12 protein-coding genes are annotated in these 19,265 nt (G+C 71.1%); 3 read left to right on the forward strand and 9 right to left on the reverse strand.

Annotation, left to right across the window (positions count from 1 at the left end):
• Positions 1-39 precede the first annotated feature (39 nt).
• The gene (locus tag ACFWE2_RS08230; protein ID WP_377223726.1) at positions 40-2,124 is read right to left on the reverse strand and encodes an acyltransferase family protein; all 2,085 of its coding nucleotides are present in this window, start codon (positions 2,122-2,124) and stop codon (positions 40-42) included.
• 184 nt (positions 2,125-2,308) lie between these two features.
• Here ACFWE2_RS08230 and ACFWE2_RS08235 point away from each other — a divergent pair, with 184 nt between their 5' ends.
• On the forward strand, positions 2,309-3,265 hold the full coding sequence (locus ACFWE2_RS08235; RefSeq protein WP_377223727.1) for a sulfotransferase family protein: 957 nt from the start codon (positions 2,309-2,311) through the stop codon (positions 3,263-3,265).
• Positions 3,262-4,236, forward strand: coding sequence for a sulfotransferase family protein (locus ACFWE2_RS08240; RefSeq protein WP_377223728.1), 975 nt, complete (start codon positions 3,262-3,264; stop codon positions 4,234-4,236). Before ACFWE2_RS08235 ends, ACFWE2_RS08240 begins: the two co-directional genes overlap by 4 nt.
• Before the next feature lie 31 nt (positions 4,237-4,267).
• Here ACFWE2_RS08240 and ACFWE2_RS08245 read toward each other — a convergent pair whose 3' ends face one another.
• From ACFWE2_RS08245 to ACFWE2_RS08280, 8 genes are all read right to left on the reverse strand, one after another.
• The gene (locus tag ACFWE2_RS08245; RefSeq protein WP_377223729.1) at positions 4,268-7,369 is read right to left on the reverse strand and encodes a tetratricopeptide repeat protein; all 3,102 of its coding nucleotides are present in this window, start codon (positions 7,367-7,369) and stop codon (positions 4,268-4,270) included.
• Between the two features lie 102 nt (positions 7,370-7,471).
• Positions 7,472-9,838 carry a hypothetical protein gene (locus tag ACFWE2_RS08250; RefSeq protein WP_377223730.1) on the reverse strand — a complete coding sequence of 789 codons (2,367 nt, stop codon included), beginning with the start codon at positions 9,836-9,838 and terminating at the stop codon, positions 7,472-7,474.
• Complete coding sequence (locus tag ACFWE2_RS08255) at positions 9,835-10,479, reverse strand: ATP-binding cassette domain-containing protein (RefSeq protein WP_377223731.1); 645 nt, start codon at positions 10,477-10,479, stop codon at positions 9,835-9,837. Before ACFWE2_RS08255 ends, ACFWE2_RS08250 begins: the two co-directional genes overlap by 4 nt.
• Positions 10,480-10,609: 130 nt before the next feature.
• Positions 10,610-10,912 carry a hypothetical protein gene (locus ACFWE2_RS08260; RefSeq protein ID WP_377223732.1) on the reverse strand — a complete coding sequence of 101 codons (303 nt, stop codon included), beginning with the start codon at positions 10,910-10,912 and terminating at the stop codon, positions 10,610-10,612.
• 147 nt (positions 10,913-11,059) lie between these two features.
• Entirely contained in the window at positions 11,060-11,401 is a 342-nt protein-coding gene (locus ACFWE2_RS08265) for a hypothetical protein (RefSeq protein ID WP_377223733.1), read from the reverse strand.
• 131 nt (positions 11,402-11,532) lie between these two features.
• Entirely contained in the window at positions 11,533-14,634 is a 3,102-nt protein-coding gene (locus ACFWE2_RS08270) for a BTAD domain-containing putative transcriptional regulator (protein ID WP_377223734.1), read from the reverse strand.
• A 109-nt stretch (positions 14,635-14,743) separates the two neighbouring features.
• Complete coding sequence (locus ACFWE2_RS08275; protein WP_377223735.1) at positions 14,744-15,985, reverse strand: hypothetical protein; 1,242 nt, start codon at positions 15,983-15,985, stop codon at positions 14,744-14,746.
• Complete coding sequence (locus tag ACFWE2_RS08280) at positions 15,982-17,022, reverse strand: glycosyltransferase (protein ID WP_377223736.1); 1,041 nt, start codon at positions 17,020-17,022, stop codon at positions 15,982-15,984. Before ACFWE2_RS08280 ends, ACFWE2_RS08275 begins: the two co-directional genes overlap by 4 nt.
• Positions 17,023-17,172: 150 nt before the next feature.
• On the opposite strand from ACFWE2_RS08280, the gene ACFWE2_RS08285 reads away from it, so the two are divergent.
• Complete coding sequence (locus ACFWE2_RS08285) at positions 17,173-19,137, forward strand: polysaccharide biosynthesis tyrosine autokinase (RefSeq protein WP_377223737.1); 1,965 nt, start codon at positions 17,173-17,175, stop codon at positions 19,135-19,137.
• The last annotated feature ends 128 nt before the right edge of the window (positions 19,138-19,265 follow it).

A 19,265-nucleotide genomic window follows, 5' to 3' on the forward strand; every position in this document is an offset into this window, starting at 1 on the left:
TCATGCGGGCAGCGCTCCGATACCGCAGGTCGGAGCAGGTCACCCCCGCAGCGCTGCCTGGATCCGCTCGACCGCGTACGGTCCCAGCGTCCTGGCCCAGGTCCCGGTGATGTGCCCGCCGGTGTCGCGGTAGACGACCACGTTGCCGATCACCGACGGGCACTCGCCCGCCGCGCAGTACAGGTCGGTCAGGTCCACCACGTGCGCGCCCGGCACGTCGCGGGCTGCCGCGGCGAGCGTGTCCGGTGCGGCGAGCGCCCGGCCGGCCGGCGTCCCGCAGCCGTCGTCCACGGTGAAGGCCACCGCCGCCACGCAGCGCGTGGAGCCGGCGTCGGCGTCGGGGTTGTCCTCCAGGACGACCACCTCGGTGCCGCTCCGGGCGACGGGAGCCATGGCGGCGACGTAGTCCTCGCGCGCCACCTCGTCGTGCGCCCGGGAGGCCGTGGTCACGACGACGTCGTACCCGCCTCGTTCGAGCGCCTCCTGGATCTTCGGCAGACCGGGGCAGAGCGGGTCGCGCTCGACGAGGCGCCACCGGCAGCCGTTGCCGACGTAGGTGTCGACCCGCCAGCCGGCGGCGTCGAGCTGGGGCTCCAGCGCCGGGACGAGCTGTGCGGCGTGGCTGTCGCCGACCACTGCTACCCGGGTCGCCGTTGGCCGGTCGCTGCCGAACGTGCAGGTCTTCATGGGCTCGCCCTGGTACGAGTAGCAGGCGAAGGCGCCGCCGGTGTCGTACGAGGCACCGGCCGGGTCGGGCGCCACGGCGGTCCCCGTGTTCAGCACGCAGTCGTGCCGCGGGTCGAGCGCGGCGGCACCGACGCAGTCGGTCGGGTCGGCGGCGGTGCTGCCGGCCAGGACGGCGTCGGGCAGCGCGAGCCGGGGTGGGGCGGCCGCCCTGGCCGCGGCGAAGCCCCCGGCCCCGAGCAGCACGACGACGGCGCACGCCGTCGCGTACCGGTACCACCCGGCCCGCGGCACGAGCCGGGCGCGCGGGCCGCGGCGCCGGAACCACGCGGCGCGGCGGGCGGGCGCCTCCAGCCAGCGGTACGACGCCGCCGACAGCGCGAACGTGAGGCCGAGCGCGAGCACGAGGTAGGCCGCTGAACCCTGCGGCACGAGGGCGAGCAGGAGGATCGCCACCGGAAAGTGCCAGAGGTACAGGCTGTAGGAGATCTCGCCGACGTACTGGCCCGCGCGGTGCGTGAGCGGCCAGAGCGCCACCGGGCCGCCGACGCCCGCCGCGATCACGAGCACCGTGGACAGCACAGGCAGCAGCGCCCAGGGCACGGGGAAGCCCTCGCCCTCGGGTGTCACCAGGATCGCCGCGGCGATACCGGACAGCCCCAGCCAGGCGAGCGCCGAGCGCACGCGCATCGAGCCGATGCCCAGCCGCGTCGACAGGACGGCGACGAGCGCGCCGGCGCCCAGCTCCCAGGCCCGCGACGACGTGGTGAAGTACGCCCAGGTGGGCTGCGCCGTCGTCTCGGCCAGGCCCCAGGCCAGGGAGCCCAGGCAGAGCACGCCGACCGCCACACCCGCGACCGCGCGTGCGTGCCCGCGCCGCCAGCCCGGGTGCCGCGCGCCGACGGTCAGCAACCCGAGCAGGAGCCATGGCCAGACCAGGTAGAACTGCTCCTCGACCCCCAGCGACCAGTAGTGCTGGAGCGGGGACGGCGGCAGGGACTCCTGGAAGTAGTCGACGCCCTCGCGCGCGAAGTGCCAGTTGCCGACGAAGAGGAAGGAGAAGAGCGCGTCGCCGACGACGCTCCGGAACCGCTCGGCGCCCAGCAGGGCGAACGACGCACAAACCGTGACGAGCAGGACGAAGGCTGCCGCAGGGAGGATCCGCTTGGCCCGGCGCACGTAGAAGGCGGAGAACGAGATGGTCCCGGTGCGCTCGTGCTCCCGCAGGAGAAGCCCGGTGATGAGGAACCCGGAGATCACGAAGAACACGTCGACGCCGACGAACCCGCCCCGCGGCCAGCCGATCACGTGGTCGGCGATGACCGCGAGGACCGCAACCGCCCGGAGCCCCTGGACGTCCGCACGGAAGCCCGCGGGTCTCCGCTCCGGCGCCCCGGCCGATGCCGTCCGAGCCGATCGAGCAGGCCGAGCCGCGCTCACTGCCATTTCCTTTTCCCCCGTGATATGCCCGTGTGGCGGTGCGGCACCATCCTGGGGTGACAGCCGCCGTCCTGCAGTTCGGAATGTCGTGGCGACCGGACGATTCAGGTCGCACGCGGCATATTCCTCGCATATCTTGCGGGGCGCCGGCGATCCCATTTCAGCCGATCAGCTTAGGTTCCCGATGTCCGGTACGCGCACGAGCAGCACGCCCTGGTATGACCGTCGCATCACCTTCGTCGGTGGCCTTCATCGCAGCGGGACCGCCCTTGTCGCCCGGATAATCAGCGCGAGCCCGGACGCTTCCGGACTGACGGGAACGGGCGCCGTGATGGACGAAGGCCAGCATATTCAGGACACATTCGTCGGCAATCTGGGCAATACGTCCGAATGGTCGTTTCACCCGCAGGCGCACCTCACCGAAGAGGACGCACGCCGCGTGCCCGACGCCGGGGCGCGGCTCTGGGCGAGCTGGTCGCCCTACTGGGACCTCGACGCCGCGGTGCTCGTCGAGAAGTCGCCGCCCAACCTGACGAAGATGCGCTACTTCCAGGAGATCTTCCCGAGGGCCCGCTTCGTCGTCGTGACGCGGCACCCGATCGTGCAGGCGCTGGCCGTGCGCAAGTGGGCCACGAGCACCCGTGGGCGGTTCACCTACGGCTTCCCCAGGCTCGTCGAGCACTGGGTGCACGCGCACGACGTGTTCGCGGAGGACGCGCTGCACATCGAGAACCTGCTCGTGCTGCGGTACGAGCACCTGATGCGCGAACCCGAGCGGGAGCTCGGCCGGGTCGCCAAGTTCCTGGGCATCGAGCTCGACACCGCGGCGATCGGCGCCGTCGACGCCGGACGCAGCAACCGCTACGCCGAGCTGTGGCGGACCGGCGGGCGGGCGGAGCTGGCCGGACGTGTCCGGAGCCATGTCGGGAACCTGGGCTCGCGGCGCGGGACGCCCCGCGCCGACCTGCTCCGCGACGTCACCGACGCCGCCCTGCTCCCCCGCTACCGCAACGTCGTCAACGAGCATCTCGGGGACCGGATCCGCGCCCACGGGTACGACCTGAACGCGCTGGACGAGGCGACCGAGTGGGCCCCCGTCGTGCACGGCACGCCGGTGATCCTGGCGGCTGACCGCCGGTGAGCACCCCGGTCCGAGTCGTCTACGTCACCGGCTCCGGTCGCAGCGGCACGAGCATGCTGACCGGGGTGCTGCGCGAGTTCGGGCTGCATGTCCCGGGGCCGGAGGTCGCGTCGGACGCCGCCGGCGCGCGCGGCTTCTCCGAGCCGCAGTGGGTGGTGGACTTCCACAACGGCATACTGCGGGCGGCCGGCGTCCAGGCCTCGGACGCGCGGCCCATCGCGTGGCACCTCGTCGACCGGGCGAGCATCGAAGGGGGCGCGCGCGGCCAGATCCAGGAGTGGCTCACCGCCCAGGTCCGGCAGCACGGGAACCTCGTCATCAAGGATCCGCGGCTGCTCTGGTTCTTCGAGCTCTGGCAGGAGGCCGCCGCGTCGGCGGGAGCCGCGGCGTCGTGCATCACGATGCTGCGCCCGCCCGCTGAGGTGGCGGGCAGCAGGGCCGCCTTCTACCAGGGCGGGGGGCTGGTCGACCGGGTGTCGGGGTGGATCAACCTGATGCTCGGGACCGAGCTCACCACCCGGACGGTTCCCCGGGCCTTCGTGCGCTACGGCGACCTGGTCCGCCGCTGGGACGAGCCGGTATTTTCCGCGGCGGCGACGCTCGACCTGCCGATGATCCACCCGGGTGACGCTGCAGCGGTGGCCCGGGCGGACGCGTTCATCGACCCCGCGCTGCACCACGCCGCCGCCACCTGGCAGGACGTGCCCGTCCCCGCGCCGCTGCGTGCGCTGGCCGATGACACGTGGGCCGCCCTCGACTCCCTCCCCGGGCACGACGACGCCGGGACCCGCGCCGAGTTCGACCGGCTCCGTGCCCTCTACCCGTACGTCCACCGCAAGGTCGCCGCGTCGCCGGCGCGGCGGATCGCGCGCATCATGCCGGCCGACGTGGTGCCGCCCGGCGTGCGGCAGAGCGTCGCGGGGATGCTGTGGCGCACGCCGGGCAACGCGGGCCGGCACCGCCTGAGGTAGTCCCTGGCGGAGCGGGCACCTGGCGACGTGATCACGCCGCCGACACCTCCGCCAGCGTGGCGCGCATCTCCTCGGCCTCGGGCATACCGAGGTCGGTGTAGATGGCGTGGGCGTGCTCGTAGTGGGTTCGGGCCAGGACGCGATCGCCCGCTGCCCGGTGTGCGTGTCCTATGCCGGCGTGCGCGCGAGCCTGCTGATAGCGGACGCCGATCGCCGTGGCGACCTCGAGCGCTTCCGTGTGGAACGTCAGGGCGGAGGCGGGGCTGCCGGCAAGCTGGGCCGCCTCACCGAGTCCGTTGATGGACCAGGCCTGGCTGTTGCTGTCACCGATCTCGCGGCTGTGCGTCAGCGCCTGCTGAAAGGTCTCGGTCGCCCGATCCGGCTCCTCCAGGCGGAGGTAGAGCATGCCGAGCGTGTCCAGGACGGTCGCCTTGATGACCACGATGTCCAGCGTCTCGGCGACGGCCAGGGACCGACGTAGGTGCTCGATCGCCGTGACGTACTGACCCCTCCTCATCTCTACGTTCGCGAGATTGTGCAGAGCGACGGCCTCGTCGTACAGGCTGCCGAGATCCCGAAAGATCACGAGGGCCTGCTGGCAGGAGTCGTAGGACGTTGCGTCGTGCCCCAGCCTTCCCTGGATCACCGCGAGGTTGGTGAGCCCGACCGCCTCGATGAACCGGTCGCCGGCCTGCCGGGCCATGGCGATCGCCTGGTTGTGACCTTCCAGAGCCGTCTTGGGGTCACCGCGCTGATAGTCCGCGTTGGCGCGGTAGATCCGCGTGAGAGCCTCTCCCATCACGTCGTCGCCGGTCTGCCGAAACAGGGCAAGGGCACGGTCGTAGTGGTCGACGGCCGTGTCGTACCGGCTGACTCGCACATACCCCACGCCGAGCTGACGAAGTACATGGGCTTGCCCGTCGAGGTCACCCGCGCGCTCGGCGGCGCCGAGGGCATGGGTGTTGATCGTGATCAGGTCGACGGTGTGGCTGCTGCTCAGGTAGCGATGCAGCATCCGAGCGAGCCCGACGACGTACCCGGACCGTTGGTGGGCGGCAGCGTGCTCGACGATCGCGAACAGGCAGGAGTGTTCGGCCCGCAGCCAGTCGCGCGCGGCGCTCGGCCCAGCCAGGTCGGGTGTCGGCGTGAGCAGCGCGGTGGTGTCCGGCCGGTAGTGCACCGAGGCCGGGTACAGGGTGTCCACCGCGGCGAAGACCGCGGCCTGGTAGTAGCCGAGGAGCCGGTCCTCCGCCGCGTCTCGGTCCTCGCCGGTCTCCTCGGTGGCCGCCAGTCGAGCGGCGTAGGCGCGCAGCAGGTCGTGCATGCCGTAACGACCAGGGCCGGTCCGGTGGAGGAGGTGGGCGCCGACGAGCAGTTCCAGTGCTCGGCGAGCGGTCGCCAGATCAGTGCCCGCCAGTGCGGCCGCCCCGTACGGGTCCATGTCCGGTCCCGGGTGCAGGCCGAGCCGTCGGAACATGCGTGCCGTCTGCTCAGGGAGATGCTGGATCGACCACGAGAAGACCGCCTGGACGGCTGCGTAGGGATCGCCGCCCGGGTCGAGCAGCTCGAGCCGCTCCTGCCGGTCGGCCAGCTCCGCCACGACGTCGGCCAAGGGCCGGTCCGGCTGCGACGTCGCCAGCACCGCCGCGACCCGAAGCGCCAGGGGAAGACGGGCGCACTGCTCGGCGAGCAGGCCGGCGGCTACCGGATCGGCATCGACCCGGTCGCCGATCAGCCGCCGCAGCAGGTCGGCGGCGTCAGCGGCAGGGAGCAGGTCGAGGTCGATCCGGTGGGCACCGTGCACCGCGACCAGGCCGGCCAGGCTGTCCCGGCTGGTGACCACCACGGTCGAGGCACCGCTGCCCGGGAGCAGCGGTCGCACCTGGGCCACGCTGCCCGCGTTGTCGAGCACGATCAGCATGCGGCGGTCGGCGAGCTCACTGCGGTACCGGGCGGCCCGCTCGTCGTCGTCCAGGGGGATGTCCCGCTCCGGGACACCGAGCGCCGCGAGGAAGCGGGCCAGCGCATCGGCCGGTCGCATCGGCTGCTCCGGGTCGTACCCGCGCAGGTTCACGTAGAGCTGCCCGTCGGGGAAGTCGTGGGCGACCCCGTGCGCCCAGTGCACCGCGAGCGCCGTCTTGCCGACACCCGCGGTACCCCGGATCGCGGTGATCACCACGGTCTGCCCCGCGCGGCCGTCGTCAGCGCCGGGCAGCAGCAGCTCGTCCAGGCGCCGCAGGTCCTCGGAACGCCCGGTGAACCCCGTGACGTCGAGGGGTAGCTGTGCGGGGCGGGGCGGCCTGTCGGCCGTGGCGGCGGACGCCGAGCGTGCGGGCGGGGCGGGCGACGGTCCGGACGCCGGGGCGCTCCGGCCCGCATCCGGTGCGCCGTCCGGCGCGGCCTGCTCGGCGTCGTGCCGGAGGATGCGCTGGTGCAGCTCGCGCAGCTCAGGACCGGGGTCGCTGCCGAGCTCGTCCGCCAGGCGCTCCTGGAGCAGCCGGTAGTGGGCGAGTGCGTCAGACTGCCGTCCGCACCGGTACAGAGCAAGCATCACCTGGCCGGCGAGGCGTTCATCGAGCGGGTGGGTCCTTGCCGCGGCGGTCACGTCGGGCAGCAGCCGCGCGTGCTGTCCGGAGCTCAGCAGCAGGTCGTTGTGGTCGAGGACCGCCGCAAGGTGCTCCGCCTCGAGCCTGACCGCCGTCGACCGCAGCCAGTCGCTGTCCAGGTCGGCGAACGGCCGGCCTCGCCACAGGTCCATCGCTTCCTGCCACAGTGCGCCGGCCGTGTCGCCGTCCGTTCGTCTGGCCTGCGCGACGAGCGTACGGAAGCGCTGAAGGTCCACCGTGGAGTCGTCCGCTTCCAGGACGTAGCCGCCGGAGCGGCGCTCCAGGAGCGGCCCGTCGTGGTCGTCGAGCACGCTCCGGAGCCGGGACACGTAGCTGTGCAACGTCTGCCGGGCGCTGCGTGGCGGCGTCGTGCCCCATACCCGCTCGACGAGCTGATCGAGCGAGACATGCGTGCCGGGCTCGACCAGCAGCGCAGCCAGCACCGCTCGCTGGCGGGCCGAGCCGAGCGGGACCGGACCACGCTCGCTCCGGGCCGAGACGTGGCCGAGCAGTTGAAACCAGACCATGTCCGCACATACCTCCGCGTCGAGCCGCCGAAGGCAAGAGTAGGCGGTGCGCAGGGTGATATGCGGACATGGTCTGGTGGTCAGGACGTCGGGGGGTGGGACTCAGTGGCGGCCCTGCTCGGGTGCCCGGTAGAAGAAGAACCAGAGAATGCCACTCGCCACGACGGCCGCGATCCCCGGCAGGTACCAGAGCGCGCCGAAGGAGACGTCCAGCACGCGGCCGCCGACCGAGACCGTCAGGAAGGTGAGCGCCAGCGCGAGGCCCACGGAGAGCGCCGGCACCAGCGACCAGCACAGTGCCAGCACCGCCCTGCGGGCGGGCGAGAAGCCCACGTCGACCAGGGTTCTGCAGGTGAGCCGCTGCGCGAGGACGGCCAGCCCACCCCCGAGAAGGAGCACGGTTCCCGCCGCGACGGCCCCGACCGCGCTCACGACGTCGGCCTGCGTGCGCATCCGGTCGAACCCCGTCCGGCTCGTCCCGTCTGCCAGCTCCGCACCCGGCGCGAGGCGAAGCACCCCGGCGCGGAGCGTGTACTGGTCCTCGGGAGAGAGCCGGTGGAAGTCGGTGAGCATCACCTCGCTCATCCCGCTGGGTTCCAGGTCGTACTCCTGGGCGACCGTGCCGTCGGCGGGCACCACGAGCCCGGGCAGGTTGCCGCCGAGCCCCACCCCCGGCTGGGCGTCGGTCGTCCCGGTACGGGTTATCGACCCGGTATCGCGCGAGAACCACATGAGCCCTACGGCGTCCTCCGCGACCAGCCCACCCTCCGCCTGCGCATCGGAACCTGGCGGCCCCAGGAGGACCGTGTTGATCGGCGCCGCGACCGGCGAGTCATAACACTCTGGCGGAACCTCGGTGATCGTCGTCACGCCCGAGTCGATCATGCATCGAAGCGTGCCGGGCGACGAGACACGGAGGTTCCCGTCCGTGGCATCGGGGATCTCGTAGGCGACGACGTCATGCCCGCCGAGGTCGCCGTAGAGCTCCCGCAGGGCGGGGATCGCCGTATCGGGCATCGAGCTGATCACGAAGGATCCGGCGGGCACGGGTAGCGGCGACATGGACTCGCCCCGGTTCGCGTCATGGGTGGTCTGCGCCGACCAGAGGCCAGTGGCAAGGACGAGGGTCGCCACGACTGCGGCGGGCACCCACATCGCTCGCGCGAAACCGGAGAACAGCGACCGTATGGCGCCCGGAAACGCGCGCCCGAGCAAGGCCCCGAAGATGATCGGCACCGGGAGCAGCACGACGGCCGCACCGATCGGCGCGAGCCGCGCCGTGGGATCGTCGACCACCGCGAAGCTCGCGCGCAGGGCGATCAACCATACGATCGCTCCGGCGACGGCGACCGCTCCGGCGACCGGAACGAGCCACCGGCGTCGGGCTCTGGTGGGTCGGGGGCGCCAGGACCACAGCCTGGGCAGGTAGCGCGCGACGGGGACACTCAGGGCCGCGGCCAGCATCACCGTTCCGGTGACGAGGGCGACCTGCGACCACGGAATGACCACGTGGCCCCAGCTCTGGCCGAGCCATGCGGAGACTTCTGCCCTGGCCAGCCAGATTCCCGCCAGCACGGCCCAGGAGCCCGCGGTCACGCCCAGGAGAACCGACCCGAGGCTGGTCCACAGGATGTGTCGCCACGCGCTGCGGGGCGTGAGCCCGGCGGCGACAAGAGTCCCGGCGTCGGAGGCCCAGGTGCGCGCCAGCGCGGCGACCAGAGAGAGGAAAAGAATTCCGCCAAGGATCCCAGCACCCGCCGGAACGTATGCCAGCGCCCTGAGGAGCTGCGGGGAGTTGACCTCCGCGCTGAACAAGAGCCATTCGACGGGCTGATACGTCGCGGAGCGCCGGTCGAGCGCCTGCCGCAGCTCCGGATAGGTGTAGAAGTCCGCGTTGCTCAGCCAGCGGGTCGGGTGGAATGACGGCGAGTCGTGAACGACCCTGATGATCGTGTTGTCCGCTCCGTTGGCCGGGTCGCGGACGTATCCCACGACCAGCCCCGCTGCCTCGTCGTCGTCCGACCGAACCGACACGGTGTCGCCGATGGCCACGCCGAGCGCCTCGGCCACGGGCTCGGAGATCGACAGCTCGCCTGGCTCGTCCGGGTGTTCTCCGGCGCTCAGCACTCCGAGCTGAAGCTGGGGGTCCGTCGTCGTCCGAACCGCCACCGGTGCCGAGGCGTCCCCCGACGCGACCTCGCCCACACCGTCCTGGACCGGGCCGATCTCGGGCAGGCCGTCCAGGTGGTCGATTACTTCCGGATTGTTCGTCTGAAGGGCGAACGTACGCTGGCTGAGCTCCGCGCGGAGCGATTCGGCGGCGGCCGCCGCTGCGCTGGCGCGAACGGTGGCCGGGCCTACCGCCGCGGCTGCGAGCAGAAAGCCCAGCAGCGCGAAGACCAGAACCTGGACGCCACGATGCCGCACGTAGGCGACGACCAACCGAGCACCCGAGACCCGCCCGCTCATGCGGCTGCCACGTGGAGACCCGCGCCCAGGTTGATCCGCTGGTCCATCCGCTCGGCCACGCTCAGGTCGTGGGTGGCGACGATCACTGTCAGGTCGCCGCTCTGCCCGAGCTCCAGGAGTACATCGGTGATCCGCGCGGTGTTGTCGGCGTCCAGGGCGCCCGTCGGCTCGTCGGCCACGAGCACCGGGCTCTCGACCGCGAGCGCTCGGGCGATGGCCACTCGCTGTTGCTCGCCGCTCGACATCGAGCCCGGCAGCCGGTCGGCCATCGACGACGGCAGCCCGACGCGTACCAGCGCCACCTCGATCTGGTCCGCGGAGCTTGTCGCTCCGCGGGCCTCGACGGCCAGGCTCAGGTTCTGCGCGATCGTCAGGAACGGCACCAGCCGGTAGTCCTGGTAGATCACCGACACGCGTGGATCCCCCGCCGTGAACCACGACGTCCGGCCGACCGGCTCCCCGTCGATCTCCACGGACCCCGCCGTCGGATTCTGCAGGCCGGCGATCAGCCGGAGCAGGGTGCTCTTTCCGCTGCCGCTCGGGCCGGTGACCGCCGTCGTTCCGGCAACAAATGTATGCGACACGTCGTCGAAGGGCTTGATATCGCCGTAGTCGACGGATACGTGATTGAGCGAGATCATCGAACTCCCGTCCTTCGTCACCTTCAGGGTGTCCGAATTGGTTTCTGACCGGACCATCGCTGCATTTCCGGGGACAAGCCGTGCCCGTGGAGGGCCTACTGAAAGGGCCCTCCACGGGTATAGCCGACTCTCAGCGTCGACCGACCTCGTAGTCGGCGTCACAGCCCGCGAGGCAGGTGCGCCAGTCCGTGTAGCGGGTCGTGTCCTCAGTCGAGAACCACACGGAGTGGACGTCCGGATAATTGTTGCGGTCCAGCTTGGCTCGCACCTTGTCGTCGTAGTCGATGTCCGAGCAGGACGCGCTGGCCCTGAATGGGTCGGGGGCAAACGGTGCGTCCTCCCTGTGCAGGGTGGTGCTGCAGGTCGTGGCGGACGCCGGTGCGGCCGCCAGCGCGACGCCGGCGCTGAGCACCATGAGACCGGCGAACATCACCGATCCGACCTTCTGGGCGATTGGCCCCTCTTTCAGCATAGAAAGTTCCTTCTATCGTCTCCGGCCGGTTCCATCCAGTGTTCTTGCGGCAGCGGCGAGCCCGTGGAGGGCCTTAGCTGCAAAGCCCTCCACGAGTAGCACCCACTGTCAGCGTGGGCTGACGACGCGGGATGAGGAGCAGCCCGCCCAGCAGCTTTGCCAGGCCGTGTAGTACGACTTGTACTCGGTGGTGAACCAGGAGCTGTAGTCGTCCACCGCATCGACCTTGACCAGATGCGCCCGCACCTTCTCGTCACTGTCGATCTCCGCGCAGTTCGCTCCCGCACGGAAGTCGTTGAGCCCCACCCGTTCGTCCTCCTGCAGCCAGTCACCGCACCTCGTGTCAGCAGATGCCGGCGCAGCCGCCATCGCGACACCCGCCGTGAGCACCATGAGACCGGCGAACATCACCGATCCGAGCTTCTGCGCGATTGTCCTGTTCTTGAGCACTGAGGGTCCTTTCCATCGTTCCTGAGCAGACATTGGTGCGACGCCATCAGCGTCGATACACAACGTAGGCAGGCACGATTGCAGGAAACTTGTGCGCGGCTTGCAGCGACCTTGATTCCCTGGCCGGCCGGTCACGCGACCGGCACGTCCCCCATCAGCTCGAGCATCTCCACGGCGTCGGGCATACCGAGCTCGGTGTAGATGAGATAGGCCTGCTCGTAGTGGGCGCGGGCCCAGCCCGCGCCGCCCAGGGCGCGGTGCGCGTGTCCGATACCGGCGTGGGCACGAGCCTGCTGGTGCCGGAGCCCATCTTCGGTGGCGATCGTGAGCGCTTCAGTGTGCAGGTGCAAGGCAGCTACTGGGTCCTCGTCGAACTGGGCAACCTCGCCGAGGCCGTTGATCGACCAGGCTTGATCGTTTCGTCTGCCAATCTGACGAAAATGGGCGAGGGCCTGCTGGAAGCAGTCACCGGCTGACTCTGAATCCCCCAGGCGGAGGTAGAGAGTGCCGAGCGTGTCCAGGGCATGGGCCTTGCTGGTCGGGTTGCCCAGGTCCTCGAGGATGGTGATCGCCTCGCGCACGTACCCTGCCGCGGCAGAGTGCCTCCCCCGGCCCAGTTCAGCTGCGGCAAGGTTGTTCAACGTCGTTGGCTCGACAGACCGGGCACCAAGTTCCCGGACGATCATGAGGTCCTGTTGGTGGATCTCGACGGCTCGGGCGTAGTTGCCCAACCGTTCTTCGATAAGGCCGATGCCATTCAGCGCTTTCGACTCGCCGAGTCTGTCGCCGGCCTGGCGATACAGGGCGATCGCCTGCTGCAAGTCGTCACGTGCGCTCGCGTACCTGCCCCGCTGGTAGCTGACATGACTGCGGCTGGTCAGGGTGCGGGCTTCACCCACCGAATCACCGACTTGCCGGTACAAGGCCAGGGCTCGGTGAAGAAGCTGAGAGGCCGTCACGTCCTGGCCCATCCAGAAATGGCCGGCGCCGAGCTGGCACAGCGCATGGGCCTGACCGTTCAGATCGCCCGCGTCCTCGGCGGCCCGCAGCGCATGACTGTTGAGGGCGACGAGGCCCGTCAGATTGGTTTCCGCCAGGTGGCGGTACAAGATCCGGGCGAGCCCGACCACATAGCCAGACCTCTGGTGGTCGGCCGCATGCTCCACGATCGCGACCATGCACAGGCACTCGTTCCGCAGCCAGTCGTGCGCGGGACCCGGCTCGGTCAGGTCGGGAATCGGAACACACGGATCAGCGGCAGGAGGGCGGTACGAGGCCTCACCCGGGTACAGGGTGTCCATCGCGGCGACCACCGTGGCCTGGTAATAGGCGAGGAGCCGCTCCTCTGCCTCCTGCCGCTCACCGTCGGTGTCCTGGGTGCCGGTCAGGTGGGTGGCGTAGGCCCGCAGCAGGTCGTGCATGCCGTATCGACCCGGACCGGTCCGGTGCAGCAGGTGTGCGCTGACGAGCGACTCCAGGACCCGGCGGGCCGCGTTCGACGTCAGGCCGGTCAGGGCCGCGGCCACGTACTGGTCCAGGTCGGGTCCAGGGTGCAGGCCGAGCCGCCGGAACACGCGTGCGCCCTGCTCGGGCAGGTGCTGCACCGACCACGAGAGCACGGCGTGCACGGCGGCGTACGGGTCGCCACCGGCGTCGAGCAGCTCCAGCCGCTGCTGCCGGTCGGCCAGCTCGGCCACGACCTCGGCCAGGGACTGGTCCGGCTGCGACGACGCCCGCATGGCCGCGACCCGCAGCGCCAGCGGGAGCCGGGCGCACTGCTCGGCGAGCGTCGCGGCCGCCTCGGGCTCCGCCACGACGCGTGGCCCGATCAGCCGGTGCAGCAGGTCCACCGCGTCGGCCGCGGGGAGCAGGTCGAGATCGACCTGGTGGGCACCGTGTACCGCGACCAGGCCGGAGAGGCTGTCCCTGCTGGTCACCACGACGGTCGACGAACCGCTCCCAGGCAGCAAGGGGCGCACCTGGGCCACGCTGCCCGCGTTGTCCAGCACGATGAGCATCCGGCGTCCGGCCAGCTCGCTCCGGTACCGGGCGGCCCGCTCGTCGCCGTCCAGCGGGATGTCCCGCTCCCCGACGCCCAGTGCGACCAGGAACCGGGCGAGGGCGTCCGTCGGCCGCATCGGCTGCTCCGGGTCGTAGCCGCGGAGGTTGACGTAGAGCTGCCCGTCGGGGAACCGGTCGGCGACCTGGTGCGCCCAGCGCACCGCGAGCGCCGTCTTGCCGACCCCTGCCGTGCCGCGGATCGCGGTGATCACCACGGTTCGGGTCACCGGGTCGTCCGCGCCGTCGGACAGCAGCTCGTCGAGGCGCCGCAGGTCGCTGTCGCGCCCGGTGAACCCGGCGACGTCGAGGGGTAGCTGCGCCGGCCGGTGCGCCGGCCTGGCAGTGCTCGGAGCCGCGTCTGCCGAGGTACTGCCCGCCGCCTCGTCGGTGTGCGAGCCGACGGTGTTGCCCGGAGCGGCCACCGGGACGGCCGGCGGCGCGGCCAGCTCCGGATCGTGCCGCAGGATCCGCTGGTGCAGGTCGCGGAGTGCCGACCCGGGATCGCTGCCGAGCTCGTCGGCCAGCCGCTCCTGGACGAGCCGGAAGTGGGCAAGGGCGTCGGACTGCCGTCCGCACCGGTACAGGGCGACCATGAGCTGCCCGGCCAGCCGTTCGTCGAGCGGGTGCGCCTCCGCGTCGGCGGCCACCTCGGGCAGGAGCCGCGTGTGTTCCCCGCGGCGCAGCAGCAGGTCGTAGTGGTCGAGGCGGGCCGCCTGTCGTTCGGCCGCCAGCGTCACGGCGAGGGAGTGCAGCCAGTCGCTGTCCAGGTCGGCGAACGGCACGCCCTGCCAGAGGGCCATGGCGTCCTGCCACAGTGAGTCGGCGGTGTCGTCGTCGGCGCACCGGGCCTGCGCGACCAGGGTGCGGAAGCGGTGGAGGTCCACCGCGGCGGCGTCGACCTCGAGCACGTAGCCGCCGCCCCTGCGGGTCGGCGCCGGGCCGCCCGCGTCGTCGAGCACGGACCGCAGCCGGGAGATGTAGCTGTGCAGGGTCTGCCGCGCGCTGCGCGGCGCCGCCCGGCCCCACACCCGCTCGACGAGCTGGTCGGACGAGAGGGGTACGCCGGGCTCGATCAGCAGCGCTGCGAGAACGGCCCGTTGACGCGCCGTGCCGAGCGGGACCGGCCCGTGCTCGCTCCGGGCGGACACGTGACCTAGAAGCTGGAATCGCACCGTCGTCTCCCTGCCTCGGCGTAGGGCATCCGAAGGCAGAGAGTAGTCGGCGGTGAATGGGTCGTAACGGCATTTGCGGCGTCGTGCACAGGCTTGTGGATGGGGTAGTTCAGGTGGTAGGCCCGCCAGATGCCGTGTCAGACGTACAGGTCAACCGAGTGACCTGTACGTCTGATACGAGATCGGGGTCCGTCAGCCCAGAAAGGGCGCCTTGCAGAAAACATGTGGGCGCCTTGCAGCGGCAGAGGTCAGCGCGCGGCGGCCGCGGCGTCGGAGCCCCCGGCCTGCCAAAGGCGCGCGGCCGCCACAGGATGACCGCCAGCATCAGCGGCAGCATCGGCGTCAGGTGCCGCACGTACGACCCGTAGTCGGGCTCGAACACGCTCTGCACGACCGTCAGGCTCAGGACCAGCGCCACCAGCCGCGCCCAGCGCGGGTCGGTCCGCGACTCGGCCGACGACAGGTGCACCGCCCGGGCGAACATGAACCACAGCACCAGCAGGAACACGGCGACCACGAGGTAGTACGGCGAGAACCGCAGGAACAGCGGCAGCGGCACCGCGAACGTGACGAGCACGATCGCCGAGTTGAGGAGGCTCCCGACCGGGCCCTCCAGGTCGAAGAACGGCTCGATGAGGGTGCGCGTGTCCACGTCGCCGATCCGGACCTCGTTGACCTTCGTCCGGTAGAAGTCGAGCTCGACCCCCAGATAGTTCTGGAACACGACGGAGAGGACGACGAGCGCGGCCAGCGCGGCGCCGATCATCCTGCGCACCGAGAACCCCCGCCACATGACCAGCCGGAACCCGATGTAGCCGCCGATGACGAGGTACCAGTAGTCGCGGAACTCGTGCGCGTAGTACGCCATGGCGCCGACGAGCACGAGCTCCGGCCAGAACCCGCGGCGTCGCCACAGCGCGATGAGCGCGATCGGGAGCACGAACACGTCCTTGGAGTACGTGCCGACGTAGACGACGGCGAGAACCGTCGCGCCCGCGATCAGCGCGAGGGACATGAGGCCGGCGTTGCCGATCCGCCCGCGCAGGGAGAGGAGCAGCACGGCCACGAAGAGCACGTAGCCCAGCAGCGCCGCCCACATCGGCTGGTCGGCGAGGCCCAGCGCACGGTAGATCGCGCCGACCGCGCTGAAGGACTTGTCGGAGTCGTAGCCCTGGTAGCCGCCCGCGATCGTCGCGATCTTCTTGCTGTCGTACAGGAACCGGGCCGGGATGAACGGGCTGCCCAGCAACACGTAGCAGGCGCTGCCGACCAGGAGCAGCGCCACGAGCACCTGCTTGACGGTGCGGTCGGGGTCGACCGCGCGCACGTCGACGGCCCGACCGGCCGTCACGGCACCAGCGCCCCGCCGGTGGCCTTCGCGTACGCCTCGACCACGCCGTCGTGCAGAGCCGACTCGTCCATCTCACCCACGAGCCGGTCGCCGGCCGCGATCATCCGGAGGCGCTGTTCCGGGTCCGCGACGGCGGCATGGGCGGCAAAGGCGGCCTCGGCCGGGGTCCGGGCAGTGGTGAGGCGGGTCCCCTCGAACGCCGGGATCCGGCGGACGACGGTCGGCAGGCCCACCCGGGCGGCGTCGAGCACGCTGATCGGGAACCCCTCGTACGCGGCGCAGTGCAGATAGACGTCGGACGCCACCAGCTCGCGCATGACGGCGTCGGCGGTGAGCCAGCCGGTGACCTCGACACCCGCGCCCCGCAGCTCGCGAACGAGCGCCTTGTCGCCGTCGCCCAGCCAGCGGAAGGACAGCCCGAGGCCGAACCGGTCGGCGAACCGCGCGGTCTCCGCGAAGAAGCGCGGATCCTTCTGGGCGACCACGCGGCCGACCATCGCCACCGCCCTGCGGTCCCCGGCCGGCGCGCCGGAGCGGGCCCCGGCCTCCCGGACCGCGGCCGACGACGGCGCGTTGGGGATGCGTACGACGTCTCGCACGCCCATCGACAGGGCGAGGCTCTCCTCGCGGCGGCTCACCGCGGCGACCACCGAACCGTTCGCCGCCAGCGCCCGCTCCATGACCCGGACGGCGCCGCGCACCGGCGCGGGGAGGTCCGCCCGCTCGAAGTAGTAGCAGTGCGGCTGGTAGACGACGGGCACCGGAAGCCTCCGCAGCCGCGTGTACAGCCCGGCCCAGCTCGAGTGCGCGTGCACGACGTCGGGCGCCACCTCGTCGATGACCTGGCGGACCGCCCGCACCCGGGCCGACATCCCGTCCGGAAGCCGGGCGGTGGTGCGGTAGACACCACGGCCGTCAATGCTCTCGATACCGGTGGACAGCAGATGATGTTCGGCCTCGGGAACCAGTTCCGTAATGCGGTCGATCGCCCGGCCGACGCCACCGGAATACCGGTCCGTGACATGCAGAATTCGCAACTGCGCCCCTCCGCTGCGTGCCATGATCACCCCGAAAAGGACATATATCCCTGCGGGTGTGGTTCATCCGAACGTCAGTTAGATTACCAACGGAAGCGCAGGTGGGCGCGGGAACGAAACCCGATATGCAACTCTGCCTGGCTCTTTGGGATGCCAATCGGTAGGACGCAAATCGGCAGGACGCAGATCGGCACGCTTCTCGGCCGACAGAAACCGAACGATCGTGCATCATCAGGGGACGCGTTGAACGTTACCGAATACCTCCGGATAATCCGTGAGCACTGGGCTCCTGTGGCCGCTGTCGCGCTCGCCGGAATCATGCTCGCCAGCCTGTTCGCGTTGACCAGGACTCCGGCGTACACGACTTCCGCGCAGGTATTCGTGTCGTTCCACGGGGCGGAGTCGACGTCCGAGCTGGCCACAGGCACCAGCTATGTCCAGCGCCGCGTGGTGTCGTACTCCAACCTGGTGCGGAGCCCCCAGGTGCTCGACCCGGTGATCGTGGAGCTGGGCCTCGACACGACGGCCGGCGAGCTCGGCACGCGGGTCCAGGCGGCGCCGGTGACCGACACGGTGCTGATCGACATCACCGCCACCGACGCCGACCCGACGGTCGCCGCACGGATCGCGAACACCGTCGCCGAGAGCCTCGCGGAGCGTGTCGACGAGCTGGAGACGCCGCAGCAGGCGGTCGACTCCCCGGTCCAGCTCCAGATGGTCCGTGAGGCCGCCCCGCCGGGCTCCGCGAGCTACCCGAACATCCCCGTGATGATCTTCGTGGGCTTCCTCCTCGGCGCGGCCCTCGGGATCGCCCTCGCCGTCCTGCGGGAGATCGCCGACACCCGGGTGCGGTCGGAGCAGGACGTGCGCGCCGTCACCGACTCGGCGGTCATCGGTGCCATCACCATGGACGACGAGGCGGAGAAGAACCCGCTGGTCGTCCAGACGAGCCCGTACCACGCGCGGTCCGAGGCGTTCCGGCGGCTGCGGACAAACCTGCAGTTCCTCGACCTGGACGGCGGCCCGCAGGCCTTCGTCGTCACGTCGTCGCTCCCGGACGAGGGCAAGACGACGTCCGCGATCAACCTCGCCATCACGCTCGCGGACGCGGACTCGCGGGTCCTCCTGATCGACGCCGACCTCCGTCGCCCCTCGGTCGCCGGGTACCTCGGCATCGAGGGGTCGGTGGGGCTCACGACCCTGCTCATCCAGCGGGCCACGATCGACGACGCCATCCAGCCCTGGGGCTCGGCGGGCCTGTTCGTCATGCCGTCGGGCGTCGTGCCGCCGAACCCCGCCGAGCTCGTGGGCTCGAAGGCCATGGCCCGGCTGGTCCACGAGATGAGCGAACAGTTCGACTACGTCGTCATCGACACCCCGCCGCTGCTGCCCGTCACCGACGCGGCGCTGATCGCCCGGATGACGAGCGGCGTGCTCATGGTGGCCGGCGCCGGCCAGATCCGCCGCGAACAGCTCCGGCAGTCGCTGGCGAACCTGTCCACGGTCAGCGCCCGGGTGCTCGGGATAGTCCTGAACAAGGTGGGCCGCGGCGCGGACCCCTACGGAGCGGGCTACGGCTACGAGTACCAGCCGCGCAGCGAGGACACCGGCGCGAAGTCCGGCAAGAAGGGTCGCGGCGCAGGAAGGAAGAAGTCCGCACGGGTGGCCCACGTGGCACAGCCCGCGCAGGTGATGCGGCCCGCGCGGCCGGTACCGGCCCAGGAGCCGGCGGCGGGCGCACGGGCGGCGGACCCCGCACCTGCCGAGCGCACGGCGGAGCCGCTCCCGGCCGCCCAGCCGGCACAGCCCGTTAGGCCAGGCCCGGCGGGTCAGGCCGGCGGTTCGGCGGGTCAGGCCGGCGGTTCGGCGGGTCAGCCCGTCGGGCCCGGCCCAGTGGGTCAGCCCGGGGATCGCTCCTCGGTCACCGCCGACGGCGGACCGACGAACGGCATCCCGCGCCGGTCCACGGTGCCGCGGATCCCGCGGATCGCCCCCGTCTGGGCGCCGGTCCGGAGCGACGACGCGGGCCCCGGCCTCGCCCCGACGAGCAGGCTGCAGACGGTCCAGGTCTCGGACGGCTCCCTGAGCACCCAGAACGGTCCGGGCAACCGCTAGCTCCAGGCTGCGGGGCCTAGCTCCAGCCTCCGGGCCCAAGGGCCGTCCAGATCGGTCAGTTGCACTCGTTGACGTTCGAGATCGGTCACTTGCTCTGAGATCGGTCGTTTGATTGACCGATCTCAGAG

The organism is Promicromonospora sp. NPDC060271 (assembly GCF_042726755.1).
Taxonomy (GTDB): domain Bacteria; phylum Actinomycetota; class Actinomycetes; order Actinomycetales; family Cellulomonadaceae; genus Promicromonospora.

What these genes read in the sequence shown, in the direction of transcription:
- ACFWE2_RS08235 (WP_377223727.1), top strand. Translation starts at nt 2,309, where the DNA reads ATGTCCGGTACGCGCACGAGCAGCACGCCCTGGTATGACCGTCGCATC.
- ACFWE2_RS08245 (WP_377223729.1), bottom strand. Translation starts at nt 7,369, where the DNA reads ATGGTCTGGTTTCAACTGCTCGGCCACGTCTCGGCCCGGAGCGAGCGT.
- ACFWE2_RS08250 (WP_377223730.1), bottom strand. Translation starts at nt 9,838, where the DNA reads ATGAGCGGGCGGGTCTCGGGTGCTCGGTTGGTCGTCGCCTACGTGCGG.
- ACFWE2_RS08255 (WP_377223731.1), bottom strand. Translation starts at nt 10,479, where the DNA reads ATGATCTCGCTCAATCACGTATCCGTCGACTACGGCGATATCAAGCCC.
- ACFWE2_RS08285 (WP_377223737.1), top strand. Translation starts at nt 17,173, where the DNA reads ATGCCAATCGGTAGGACGCAAATCGGCAGGACGCAGATCGGCACGCTT.